7 protein-coding genes are annotated in these 13,468 nt (G+C 60.2%); 6 read left to right on the top strand and 1 reads right to left on the bottom strand.

Annotated features, from left to right (window positions below; translation table 11 throughout):
• Nucleotides 1-18: 18 nt before the first annotated feature.
• Nucleotides 19-1,494: a CoA-acylating methylmalonate-semialdehyde dehydrogenase gene (locus F4Y00_00285; GenBank protein MYE03407.1), complete on the bottom strand. Its 1,476-nt coding sequence runs from the start codon at nucleotides 1,492-1,494 to the stop codon at nucleotides 19-21.
• A gap of 261 nt (nucleotides 1,495-1,755) precedes the next feature.
• Here F4Y00_00285 and F4Y00_00280 point away from each other — a divergent pair, with 261 nt between their 5' ends.
• The 6 genes from F4Y00_00280 to F4Y00_00255 all read left to right on the top strand — a co-directional run bounded on the left by F4Y00_00280 (nucleotide 1,756) and on the right by F4Y00_00255 (nucleotide 13,466).
• The gene (locus F4Y00_00280) at nucleotides 1,756-2,778 is read left to right on the top strand and encodes an alcohol dehydrogenase catalytic domain-containing protein (GenBank protein MYE03406.1); all 1,023 of its coding nucleotides are present in this window, start codon (nucleotides 1,756-1,758) and stop codon (nucleotides 2,776-2,778) included.
• 83 nt (nucleotides 2,779-2,861) lie between these two features.
• The gene (locus F4Y00_00275; GenBank protein ID MYE03405.1) at nucleotides 2,862-6,335 is read left to right on the top strand and encodes a TonB-dependent receptor plug domain-containing protein; all 3,474 of its coding nucleotides are present in this window, start codon (nucleotides 2,862-2,864) and stop codon (nucleotides 6,333-6,335) included.
• A gap of 108 nt (nucleotides 6,336-6,443) precedes the next feature.
• Complete coding sequence (locus tag F4Y00_00270) at nucleotides 6,444-8,783, top strand: hypothetical protein (GenBank protein ID MYE03404.1); 2,340 nt, start codon at nucleotides 6,444-6,446, stop codon at nucleotides 8,781-8,783.
• 87 nt (nucleotides 8,784-8,870) lie between these two features.
• Nucleotides 8,871-9,956 (top strand): PorV/PorQ family protein, encoded by a 1,086-nt coding sequence (locus F4Y00_00265; GenBank protein ID MYE03403.1) that lies wholly within the window; start codon nucleotides 8,871-8,873, stop codon nucleotides 9,954-9,956.
• Nucleotides 9,892-11,679 (top strand): CRTAC1 family protein, encoded by a 1,788-nt coding sequence (locus tag F4Y00_00260; GenBank protein MYE03402.1) that lies wholly within the window; start codon nucleotides 9,892-9,894, stop codon nucleotides 11,677-11,679. Before F4Y00_00265 ends, F4Y00_00260 begins: the two co-directional genes overlap by 65 nt.
• Complete coding sequence (locus tag F4Y00_00255; protein MYE03401.1) at nucleotides 11,676-13,466, top strand: CRTAC1 family protein; 1,791 nt, start codon at nucleotides 11,676-11,678, stop codon at nucleotides 13,464-13,466. Before F4Y00_00260 ends, F4Y00_00255 begins: the two co-directional genes overlap by 4 nt.
• The last annotated feature ends 2 nt before the right edge of the window (nucleotides 13,467-13,468 follow it).

Below are 13,468 nucleotides of genomic sequence, written 5' to 3'. Positions count from 1 at the left end.
CATATTTGGCCGGAAAAATCAGAAGGTGCGGGTCCATTCGCTCGGCCAGCGTTCCACCACCACTTTCGTTTGCGTGTAGAACTCCACGCCGTGCCGGGACTGCGCATGCAAGTCCCCGAAGAAACTTTCGTTCCAGCCGCTGAACGGGAAGAAGGCCATCGGGGCGGCCACGCCGATGTTGACGCCGATGTTGCCGGCGTCCGCTTCGTAGCGGAATTGGCGCGCATGCGCCCCGCTGCTTGTGAAGATGCAGGCCATGTTTCCGTAGGGACGGTTGTTTACGAACCGGATAGCCTCGTCGAGGGTCTCGACATGGGAAAGGCTCAGTACCGGGCCGAACACCTCGATCCGGGACAGCGTGCTTGCCGGGGGAATATCCGAAAGCACGGAGGGGAAAAGAAAATACCCGTCTTCGTAGCCTCCGACTTGCCTGCCCCGCCCGTCCACTACGACCCGGGCGCCCTCTTTCGCACCCGTTTCGATGAGTTCTTCGATGCGCTGCCTGCTTTGCTCGGAAATCACGGGCCCCATTTGTACGTCCTCGTCCAGACCGTAGCCCACCCGGCGGGCTGCGGCGGCCTCCGCGATTCGTTCGGTAAATTCCTTGCCTGCGCTTCCTACCGTTACGGCTACGGAAGCGGCGAGGCATCGCTGTCCGGCGCACCCGAACGCGGAGTCGGCCATGATCTGCGTCGTCATGTCCATGTCCGCATCCGGCATGATCACCACCGGGTTCTTGGCGCCTCCCTGGCATTGCGCGCGTTTACCCGAAGCGGCCGCCCTGCCGTAGATATATCGCGCCACCGGCGTGGATCCTACGAAACTCACGGCGCGCACCAGCGGATGATCGAGGAGCGCATCCACCGTGTCTTTGCTACCGTGCACGAGTTGCAGCACACCCGACGGAAAGCCGCATTGGTCGATCAGGTCGAATAGCCGGGCGCTGGTCATAGGGACGCGTTCGCTCGGCTTCAGGATGAAGCAATTGCCGGTAGCGACGGCGTAGGGCAGAAACCACAAGGGGATCATGCCCGGAAAATTAAACGGGGTAATGGCGGTGGTCACGCCCAGCGGTTGCCGGATCATGTGCTCGTCGATGCCGCGCGCAATGTCCTCGTTGTTCACGCCCTGCATGAGTATGGGCGTTCCGATAGCCACCTCCACGTTTTCGATGCCGCGCCGGAGCTCGCCCAGGCTTTCCCGGAAAGTCTTGCCGCATTCGTTCGTGATGGTCCGGGCAAGGTCTTCGACGTGTTCTTCCAGCAGTTGCTTGAGTCGGAAAAGGTGTTGTATGCGTTCCGTGATTGGCGTAGCCCGCCATGCAGGGAATGCCTTGTGCGCCGCCTGCACGGCATGGTCCACCTCTTCCTTCGAGGAGAACGGAACCCGCGCCAACGGCTCGGCGGTGGCCGGATTGATCACGTCCAGCAGGGAGCTTTCCCGGCGGAGGCGCCAATCGCCTTCGATATAATGATAGAGTGGGGTGGGAGGCATGACGTAGAGTGAGAATATTTTGTGAAGATGCGTGATGCGGAAGGCATGCGCACATCGGCAGGCCCGCAAGGTACAACCGGCGCCACAAAGGGTAAATCCGGCGAATGGCTTCCGGTTCCTGTCACCATGCGTTGCAGAAAGGCGTCATGGTCGGGCAGGACGGAACCCGGTTTTCAGGCGGTATGTAAAGGGAAGGCAAGTACGCTTGGGGCGAGGCCCCGTTAACGGACGTCGAACGAAACGGTTGCCATGAAAGCCGTAATGAAAGTGGCCCCGGGCGTGGGGCATATCGAACTTCGCGATATCCCCGAACCCGACCCGGCTCCCGGACAGGTCAAGATTCGTGTGCAGGCTGCCGGCATCTGCGGCACGGACCTGCATATATATAAGGCCGAATTTCCATCGCGGCCTCCCGTCGTGCTCGGACACGAAGTGGCAGGGGAAATTGTGGACGCCGGAGACGATGTGGATCATCTTGCGCCGGGTCTTCGCGTGACGACCGAGACCTATTTTTCCACGTGCGATGCATGCCGCTATTGCCGCACCGGGCGCGCCAACCTGTGCCTGGATCGTCTTTCGATCGGCTCCGCGGTCAACGGAGGGTTCACCCGGTACGTGATCGTGCCGGCTTCCAACATCCATGTCCTGCCGGACAATGTGGATTTCCGTGCGGGCGCCCTGACGGAGCCGCTTGCATGCGTGGTCCACGGCGTTTCGAGCACCCCGACCGTGTCCCCCGGCGATGTAGCGGTCGTGGCGGGCCCCGGAGCCATCGGTCTGCTTACATTGCAGGTGATCAAGGCGGCCGGCGCGACGGTGGTTATGCTCGGCACGGACAGCGATGGGCACCGTCTGGATATGGCCCGTTCGTTCGGGGCCGACCACATCGTCAACGTGCAGCGCGATAATCCTTCGGAACTCGTTGCCGGCATTACGCCTGAACGAATGGGGGCCGATGTGGTGTACGAATGCTCGGGTGCGGGACCTGCCGCGGCGGGGTTGCTGGACCTTGTTCGCCGAGGGGGGCGGTATGTGCAGATCGGCCTTTTCGGTAAACCGGTCGCGTGGGACCTTGACCAGGTATGCTACAAGGAGCTTGTCGTGACCGGCAGTAACGCGAGCGTACCCGCCGCCTGGCTGCGCGCGTTGCAGTTGCTGCAAACCGGGCAGGTGCGTACGAAACCGCTCATCACCGATATCCGTGAGGTGACGGAGTGGAAGCAGGCCTTCGAAGGGTTCGAGCGCCGTCGGGGTGTCAAGACGCTCTTCATCCCCGTGGATTGACGGACCGTCCTGCCGGGACATGCCGGGAAGCGATAAGAGAAAAAATTTTCGGAGTTGCTTTATTATTCACGATGTCGTAACCTATGTCGGATTTTAGGCGTTCTGTCCGCGCAATATGCCCGGCAGGCGCCCTTTTGAAGTCATTCACATCAATCCAGAAGGTCATGCAAATGAGACTGGCAAAGTTACTGTTTACGCTTGCTCTGCTTATCCCGGCCACTGCCTGGGCGCAGCAAGGCAAGATCGCTGGTCAGGTAACCGATACGGCCACCGGAGAATCGCTTCCCGGGGTGAATGTCGTGATCGAGGGGACGACGCAAGGCGCCGTAACCGATGCGGAAGGGTTCTACCACATTCTGAATGTGCGTCCCGGTACGTACGACCTGCGCGCATCGTTCATCGGATACACGGCGTCGGTACAGGAGGGAATTCAGGTAAGTACCGACCTTACCTCCACCGTTAATTTCCAGATTCAGGAAGAAACGGTAGGACTTGACGAAGTGGTCGTCGTGGCCGAGCAGCCTATTGTGCAGGCGGACGTTTCGGCGAACGTGGCGAACCTGAGCGCCCAGGATTTCCAGGATCTGCCTGTAGCGGGCGTCTCGGAAGTGCTGGATCTGCAGGCGGGCATCGAGCCGGGCATGAGAGTGCGCGGCGGCGGGCTCAACGAGGTCGCCTTTATTGTGGACGGCTTGCAGATGCGCACGGGCCGCCACAACGATCCCATGACCAGCGTCAGTTACACGTCGCTTGAAGAAGTGCAGGTGCAAACGGGCGGGTTCAGCGCGGAATACGGAAACGTGCGCTCGGGCATCGTGAATGTGGCTACGAAAGAGCCTTCCCGCACGGAATACACGGTGGATGCGCTCCTTCGTTTTGCGCCGGCTCAGGACAAGACCTTCGATCCCTATCACCAGTTGCCCTCGAGTTGTTCCTATCCTTCTTCCGTCATCGAATGCAACACATGGTTTGCGCGTCCGGTGCTGGATCCCTCGGTTCGGCTGAACGGTTCGGGCGGCGTATGGGATGCCTACGAAGCACGGCAGTACAAGCCGTTCCCGGGTTGGGCGGGCATTATTAGCCGTTTGCACGATGAAGGGTTCGACGTGACCGAAGCGGACATGATCGAATACTGGCACTACATGTGGCGCAAGAGCAACGAGATCACAATGCCGGATTACGATGCCGATATCACGATCGGCGGTCCGATTCCGGGTATCAGCCAGCATCTCGGCGGTCTGCGCTTCCTTGCTTCTTATCGCGGATCTCAAACGGCGTATCTGTATCCGCAGGACCGGGAAGCATACACGGACAATACCTATCAGGTGAAGCTGATTTCCAACGTGGGCCCCGGCATGAAACTGACGGCCCATGCGCTCGGCACGCGGCAGCGCGGCCAGCTTTGGCATGAAAACGCCCGGGGCACGCAGTTGTGGACGGGCCAGATCCCGGCGTATCCATGGTGGCAGAGTGAGGGGCGTGACGTAGGCAAGCAGATCTGGGAGATCGACATTCGCGGGGACGAGTTGTTCACGGACGGGCAATGGCCCATCGGCGATGTCGATCACGACATGCTGGGCTTGCAGTTCACGCATACGCTGAATCAGAACACCTTTTACGAGGTGGGCTTGCAGCGCATGGAGTCGAATTACCAGACCCGTCTTCCGACGCTGCGGGACGGATCGTTCGTATGTTCGGCAGACGGCACGGGTCCCAATGGCGAGTCCTGCCAGCCGTATGAACTCGTTCGTGTTCCCTGGACGGACAACTTCGGTCGCCCCAATCCGGGCTTCGAAGGGCACGCGGGTCTCGTGTGCTTCGGCGGCGGATCCGATGTCACCGGCGACGGTGCGTCTACGCCGTATTGCTCCGGTGAGGAGCCCTTTGGCTTTGCCGGGATCGGCGGTAATATCCTGACGGACGAATCGACGGGCGGCCACTGGGTGAAGACGCGCGATACCTCGTCCGTGACGGTGTACACCGGTCGCTTCGATCTTACGAGCCAGCTCAATCGTTTCTTTCTTTTCCAGACGGGCGCCGAGCTGATCTACAGCGACTACGACATGAACTACGCGAGCATAAACATTGCGCTGGCAGGCCCGCAGTCGGGCGCGCGCTGGCCGTGGGACGGCTCGCCGGTACAGGGCGCCGCCTATGTCCAGGGTAAGCTCGAATTCCAGGGCATGATCGCGAATCTCGGCGTGCGCCTCGATTACTTCGACCCGAATACGGAATGGTGGCAGTACGGATTCTACGATGGCATCCTGCGCTTCGACAGGGACAGACTGGATGAGGATCTTCCAAGAGAATCCGTCGGGTCCCAGATTGGCGTCAGCCCCCGCGTAGGCATTTCCTTCCCGATCACGACCAACAGCAAGTTGTACTTCAACTACGGTCACTTCCGCCAGATGATGGACGCCTACGACGTACTGGGCATTCAGCAGTCCAAGGCGGGCGGCATCGATCAGATCGCGAATCCGAACCACCCCCTGCCCAAGACGGTGGCGTACGAACTGGGCTTCGACCAGAACGTGCTGGATCTCTTCCTGCTGCGGGTTTCCGGGTACTATCGGGATAACAAGGAAGAAACCCGGAACGTCAATTTCCAGAGCCTTGGCGGCGTGGTGAATTACTCTACGAAGATGCCGTGGCATTACTCGGATACGCGGGGAGCGGAGTTCAGCATCTCCAAGAACCGCGGCAGGTGGGTCCAGGGTTTTGCGAACTTCACCTACCAGCAGCGTAAGTCGGGCAACTTCGGGTACTCGAATTTCTTCGAGAACTCGTTCCAGATGGTGAACTGGCTGCGCACCGCCACGGACTACAGGCAGTCTGCGCCGGTGGCCGAGCCGTTCGCCCGCGCGAATCTGCTGGTGCTTACGCCGCAGGGCTTCGGCCCAGAGGTCGGCGGGAAGACCCCCCTGGGCAATTTCCGGATCAGCCTCCTCGGCGAATGGCGTCAGGGCGTTGCGCTGACCTGGGCGGGCGATTTTGCCGCAAGCATTCCGGAAGTGCGCAACAATCTCCGGTACCGGGATTACTGGAATTTCGACCTGCGGTTTACGAAGCACTTTGCCGCCGGCCCCACGCAGTTGCAGTTGTTTGCGGACATCGACAATGTGTTCAATCTGCGGCATTTGAACTGGGGCGGCGCGTTCCTCGAACGTCAGGGAGACGATGCCGGGGATTACATGCGGTCGCTCCATTTGCCGGAGGATATGTTCGACCAGTTGCCGGAAGGCAGTTCCAAGCCGTACGAATGGGTTCCGGGGAACGACCGCCCGGGCGTATTCCGCGACTGGGATGTCGCCTGGCAGCCGATCGAAGCCAAGGCCACGCTGCCGGAGGCTCCCGATGCGGGCTTCGAGAAGGGCTGGGTGTATGCCGCCGATACGGGTACGTATCATGAGTGGACGGGCAGCGCCTGGCAAGAGGTTTCCGGTAGTAAGCTGGATCAGGTGCTGGACGACAAGGCATACATCGATATGCCGAACCACCGGTTCAATACCTTCCTGAATCCGCGCCGGGTCACGCTCGGTCTGCGAGTAAGCTTTTAGAGCAAATTGATGCGTCCGGGGGGCGGCGGCATTGTGTCCGTCGCCCCTTCGACGTGTCCATCCGGGGATGAAATCACCGGCAGTTATTCTGTACATTCGAACGAGATCATGATGAAAGCCAGTTACAAACTTTTCACGGGCGCTGTTCTTGCGTTCACGTTGGGGGTACTGGGCGCCGGTACGGCCGCTGCCCAGTTCACCGTTTCGTGGATCGACATCGGAGACTACCAGGACGGGTACCCCCAGGTGGGCGTCAAGAACGAAACGTCGAACCTGATGGCCTATCCGGCCATTCACCGGAATGCGACGCACGAGCGCTCCGGAGCCTTCTGGATCGGCGCCAAGAACTGGACGGATCCCAACGGACAGGCGTATCCGTACTACACGTCGCGCATCGGTCCCCGCGACCCCGGCGTGGATTTCGCCTTTCCGGTGGAAGACAAGTTGATTGCCAAATGGGAGGACACGGAGGTCACGGTAGACGGCGTGGCTTCGTTCGACCGGGTGGCGGTTGTGAGCGAGGTCGATCCGAACCTGCCGGCCGACCGGGTTCAGGAATCCGTATGGAACATGAACATCGGCATCACCGTCCGCAAGCGCGCATACGCCTGGAGCAATGCGTTTCACGACGAATACCACATTGTCGAGTATCTCTTCACGAATACGGGGAATACTGACGACGACCCCGAAATCGAGCTGGATGGCCAGAATCTCGAGGAAACCTATTTCTACTGGATTCATCGCTGGCGTGGTACGGATACGGCCGCATGGATCGGTGATGGCGGCCAGGTGTGGGGCAAGTACAGCATGGTGGACGCCGTAGGCGACGGCCATGCCGATTATCCGCTCGACATCACGGCGTATTATCTGTGGAAGGGCTACGAGCCGGATTATTCCGCGGGCAACTGGGACAACCTCGGGGCGCCGATTCTCGAAGCGCACTGGTCTCAGGCGACAGGAGATACGGTGGGTCGTCTGGCCGGGGCCTATTTCGATGGGGAGATGCCTTTGTACGCTCCGAATTCCATAAGCGACGCCTCCTTCGATCGCAATGTGCAGCCGCATACGATCGGCTTCATGGATCAGGACGAGAAACTGACGGCGGCGGGAGCTCCGCACCTCGAGTATTACGAAGACGGCATCCTCACGCGCGAGGACCACACGCCGGCGCCCGAAGGATGCTCTTCGGATGTATCCCGCACGCGTATGTGCCCGATGTGGGCGGATCGTATCGAGCCTGACGGCAATTTCTGGGATCCGTCGAACAATCCGAGCCAGGGCCGCCAGGGAGGCCACGCCGCAACGGTGGCGTACGGCCCCTACGAAATGGCTTTTGGCGATGAGGTGCGTATCGTGTTCGCACGTTCCGTGGGCGGTCTCGACTTCGACGCCGCACTCGCTATCGGCCGGGAGTATAAACTCACGGGTCGGAACAGGGATGCGATCATTCGCTACGACGCCAACGGCGACGGGGTCATCAAGGACGATGTAGCGTACAGTTTCCATGACGTGTACGATCTGGGGCTCGAGGCCCAGACAAAGAACCAGTGGGTACTGACGGCAAGGGATTCGCTTTTCAAGAACTTCGTGAATGCCAGGGCGGTCTACGAGGCGTCGAACAATTTCACGACCTACCCCGTTGCACAGCCGCCGCTTCCGCCGAGTACGTTTGCGGTAGCAGGCAAGCCCGGTCAGATCGAACTTTCCTGGGAGCCGCTGTCGGGCGGTCCGACGCGCACCGGTTGGGAAGTGTACCGTACGGAGCGGAATGTCTGGTGGAGCCCGGCGTACGACTACGTACGTGAAGCAGGCGATCTGATGGGAGCGTTGAGCAGTATGGACCAGAATGCGCAGGAGGGAAGGCTTCGCCGGGTGGAAGACGAAATGCCATACACTTGTCTGGCTGGCGCTCGTCCCGATTGCGAAAGCGGCATGCTGGCTGCCTCGGCGACATCGTTTAACGATCAGACCGCCGTCCGCGGTACGGATTACTACTACTATCTCGTTGCGGTTGGCGAAAACCTTCCCAACGATCCGAATGGGCTTACGGGGGTTCCCGGCGGAGGCGTGCCGCTGCGCAGCAGCCGGTACCTGACGCAGACCTACCAGCCGGCCAACCTGAAGCGACCGCCGTTCGGGGCTACCGGGACGATCGAGGATGTTCGCGTAGTGCCGAACCCGGTGAATCTCGGTTCCGACCAGTCCATTCGTTTCACGAAGGAGGACGAAATCGCTTTCTTCAACATTCCGGGAGATTGCACGATCAGGGTTTACTCGGAGATCGGCGAACTCATCGAGACGATCGAACACACCGACGGCAGTGGGGACGAGAAGTGGAACCTCACCACAAGTGCCCGGCAGTTGCTCGTGAGCGGTATTTACATTGCCGTGATTACCGACAATGCAACGAACGATCAGGTATTCCGGAAATTCACGGTCATTCGGTAACCCGGCAAAGGGGGTGGGCCGTTTGTCGGCTCACCCCCGAGGCCTCTACACACGAGACCCTTTATCGACATTCAATCAGGCTTGATTATGAAAAGGAGTATTGTTACTACGTGCTTCCTCGTAGCCATCGGGTTACTGACGGCCCCGTCGGCGTTTTCGCAGACGTTTATCCCCAGCCCGGACGAGGAGGTGGAAACGACCAAGCGCGGTCAGACCGGCTTCAAGTTTCTCTCTGCGTCCGTGGATGCGAGGGCGACCGCCATGGGCGGCGCCGTGACGTCGTCCACGACAGGTTCGTCGTCGGCGATGTTTTACAATCCCGCTTCCATGGCTCGCATGGGGAGTAATTTCAGTGCGGGATTCGGCATCATGAACTACCTCGTGGACATCCAGTACAATGCCGCGAGCGTGGCGTACCGCCCGGGCGGAGGAAACTACGGAGTGGTCGGCCTTTCCCTTGTGAACGTGGATTACGGGGATTTTCTGGGCACGGTTCGCGCGGAAAACGAAGACGGCTACATCGATACGGGGGTCTATAACCCGACCGCGCTTGCAGTAGGCGTAGGGTATGCCCGGTCGTTTACGGATCGCTTTTCCGTAGGCGCGCATGTCAAGTACGCCAAGCAGGACCTGGGCTCGCACGCCAAGGCGCGTTCGGACGACGGCGCTACGTCTCTTGACGACGGTACATCCGCCACCTTCGAGGATTATGCGCTGAATACCATCGCGGTCGATTTCGGCGTGCTGTACGACACGGGCTTCGAGAGCCTCACGATCGCTATGAGCACCCGGAATTTCTCGCGGGAGCTGGTGTACGAGCGGGAGCGTTTCGAACTTCCCCTGACGTTCCAGATCGGTATTTCGATGGACGTGATGGATCTCACCAGCATGGATCCGAACATGCATTCCTTCATGGTTTCCGTGGATGCGCAGCGTCCGCGTGACTTTGCGGAGCATGTCAAGGTCGGCGGCGAGTACACGCTCATGAACATCCTGTCCCTGCGCGGCGGGTTGGGGCGCGCTTTTGTGGGCGAAGACTCGGAAGAAGGATTCAGCTTCGGAGCAGGTTTGCAATACAGTGCTTCGGGCATTGGATTCGGTGTGGATTATGCCTACACGGACTTTGGTGTTTTCGACGCAATCCAGCGCTTCGCCGTCAATATCTCCTTCTGATCCGATCTCCGGTTTTTTGTTGACGGGCTGGCCGGGCGCTGTCCTTGTCTGTTTCGCTGCGGGTTGGTTGAGTGCATGTTCGCTCTCCACGCCGCAGTCGGCAGATGAGGAGGGGGTCCGGCTTCCTGTTTTTACGAATGTGGCTGCGGAAGCCGGGCTTGGCGCCTTCAGGCACGTCAATGGCGCCGCCGGAGACAAGTGGTACCCCGAGCAAATGGGGTCCGGGGGGGGATTCTTCGATTACGACGGCGATGGCTGGAGCGACATTCTGCTCCTTGGCGGAGGGAATTGGGATCCTGAAATACCGGCCCAGGCGCTGTTTCTGTACCGGAATAACGGGGACGGCTCTTTCACGGAGGTAACGGAAGCCGCGGGGCTCACCGGCGTGGACGGGTATACGATCGGGATGGTGGCTGCCGACTACGACAACGACGGGGACGCAGACCTCTATATTACCTGTCTCGAGGACAATTTTTTCTTTCGAAACGAGGGAGGGCGATTCGTCGAAGCCACCCGCGAGGCGGGCCTGGAGGGGAACGACATCTGGAGCAGTTCCGCTATCTTCTTCGATGCGGACCGGGACGGGGACGTTGATCTGTATGTGGCGAACTATGTGGCATGGATCCCCGAAACGGACATCTTTTGTCCGTCGCAGGGAACGGTCAAATTGTATTGCCACCCTGCGGTGTATACCGGAGTGCAGAGCCGGTATTATGTGAACGACGGGAACGGCGTGTTTGCGGATCGCACGGAAGCCGCCGGTTTCATGCCGACGCTTGGCAAATCGCTGGGCGTGGCCGAACTGGATTTTAATTTCGACGGCTGGCCCGATCTCGCCGTGGCGAACGACGGAGAGGGCGATTTGCTGTTTCGGAATAATGCGGACGGCACGTTCACCGATATCGGCGTACCGAGCGGGTTTGCGTTCAGCGAACACGGAGAAGCTCGCGCCGGCATGGGCATTGACGCAGGGATTACGGACAGCACGGGCCGTTATTCACTGTACGTCGGCAATTTTTCGGGTGAGATGATCGGGGTGTACCGCCATGAGGAGGGGGAATCGTTCATCGGGCGGGCGGGCCTGTCCCGCGTCGGATTCCCGAGCATGCTGTCCCTTACGTTCGGGTTGTTTCTTATGGATGCGGACATGGATACGGACCTGGACCTGTTTGTGGCCAACGGGCATGTGCATCCCGACAGAACCGGCGAGAACGACCGTATCCGCTACCGGCAGCCCGCACAGCTTTTCCTGAATCGGGGGAATAGCGTGTTCGATGAATTTATTCCGGGAGAAGGGGTATGGACGGATCTGCTCGTTGGCCGCGGGGCGGCCTATGCGGATTACGACCGGGACGGGGATCAGGACATTCTCGTGACCGAGAATGGAGGGGCGGTGCATCTTTGGCGCAATGATACGGCCACCGGGCGCTATCTGCGTGTGCATGTCGAGGGGCGTACCAGCAATCGCGACGGTCTTGGTACCCGCATTACGGCCAAACTGGGCGAACTGACCATGGAACGGCGCATTCGGACGGGATCCAGTTATCTTTCGCAATCGGAGCCGGTGGCTGCGTTCGGACTCGGCAGTCATGAGGAAGTCGATACGTTGACCGTGTACTGGCCCAGTGGCCTTGTCGAGCGGTTTTCCGGCGTGGAAGGGGGTCGGGATGTGTTTCTTGTCGAAGGGACGGGCGATCTGACACCTATCGGGTCCCGTCCATGATGAGTATATCCGGGCGCCCGATGGGCAGGACGCGTCGTGGAGTGCATTGGGCCATGCGTTGCGCCGGCATCGCGATAGCTGTGTGCTGCGCGGGACTTGCCGCCGGGTGTATGGGGGGAGAGGATGTCTCTTCCGGGTCTTTGTCCGCGGCACTTGCTTTTACGAGGGTTACCGAGGAAGCCGGCCTCGGTGCATATCGGCACGAGAATGGAGGCCTTGGCCAGAAATGGATGCCCGAAATAGTGGGACCCGGCGGGGCGTTTCTCGATTACGACGGCGATGGCTGGCAGGACATTCTGCTGGTGGGCGGCGGGCGTTGGGCCCGTGTTTCCGACGAGCCGGTCGAAGCGCTGCGGCTTTATCGCAATCTGGGCGACGGCACGTTTGAGGATGTCTCCGTCGCAGCGGGCCTCAGCGGCATGGAAGCATACGGGTTCGGCGTGGCCGCCGCCGACTACGACAACGATGGGGATACGGATTTTTTTCTGACCACCCTGCACGAGAACCTGCTCTTTCGCAATGACGGCGGACGGTTTGAGGAGGTCGGCGAAGAGGCGGGGCTTGCGGACGAGGCGTACTGGAGCACATCCGCCGCATTCTTCGATGCCGATGGGGACGGCTGGGTCGATTTATTCGTGGGCAATTATGTATCCTGGACGCCCGAGACGGATATTCCCTGTTTTCATGGGGGAGAGAAAGCCTATTGCACACCCCAGAATTATGCGGGCGTCGCCAGCACGTTCTATCGCAACACGGGCGATGGTTCCTTCGTCGATGCGACGCAGGAAGCCGGTTTTTCGGGGGCTATCGATCCCGTGCTGGACAAGACGCTCGGGGTGACCGAGCTGGACGTAACCGGAGATGGACATTCCGACCTGTATGTGGCCAACGACACGGAGCGGAACCTGTTGTTCGTGAATCGCGGGGACGGCACGTTTGTCGAGTCCGCGGTGCGCAGCGGCGTCGCCTACGACCAGCATGGACAATCGCGGGCCGGTATGGGGGTGGATGCGGGCGTGGTGGACAGCACCGGGCAAACGACCATCTTCGTAGGCAATTTCACCCAGGAAACCGTGAGCGTTTTCCGGCATGCTTCGGGCGGTTATTTCACGGATCGGGCCACCATCTCCCGTGTCGGATTTCCGACGATGGGGACCCTCACATTCGGCCTGTTTCTTTTCGATGCGGATCTGGATGGAGACCTCGACCTCTTTCTCGCCAATGGGCATGTGCTGGAGCATATTGCCGAGATTCTCGAAGGGGCGACGTTTGCGGAGCCGGCGCAGCTGTTTTTGAATCGGGGCGACGGGATATTCGATGAGGCGCCTGCAACGACCGGTGTGCTTGCGCAGCCGATGGTGGCCCGCGGCGCTGCCTATGCCGATTACGACCGGGACGGGGATCTCGACGTATTGCTGCTGGAAAACGCGGGGCCGGCGCATCTCTGGCGCAACGATCTCAACGAATCAGGTTGGCTGCATGTCCGGCTGGAAGGGCGCGCCAGTAACCGCAGTGCGCTCGGCGCCCGGATCGAGGCGGTGGTCGGCGATTTGCGCATGGAGCGCCGTGTCCGATCGGGTTCGAGTTTTTTGTCGCAGTCCGCATTGCCTGCGGTATTCGGGTTGGGAGCACGTCGGCAAATAGATAGTCTAATAGTGCATTGGCCGAGCGGCCTTGTTGAGCGCTTTGCGGAGGTGGAGGCCGGACAGGAAGTGATTCTTGTCGAAGGATCCGCTGCGTTGCGCCCGGCGGAACCTGCCGCAGGGCACTCCGGAGAACTCCGGTAATC

Source organism: Bacteroidetes bacterium SB0662_bin_6 (assembly GCA_009839485.1).
GTDB lineage: Bacteria > Bacteroidota > Rhodothermia > Rhodothermales > VXPQ01 > VXPQ01.
The sequence above is the reverse complement of the archived record's forward strand: the minus strand, read 5'-3'. Positions and strand labels throughout refer to the sequence as shown.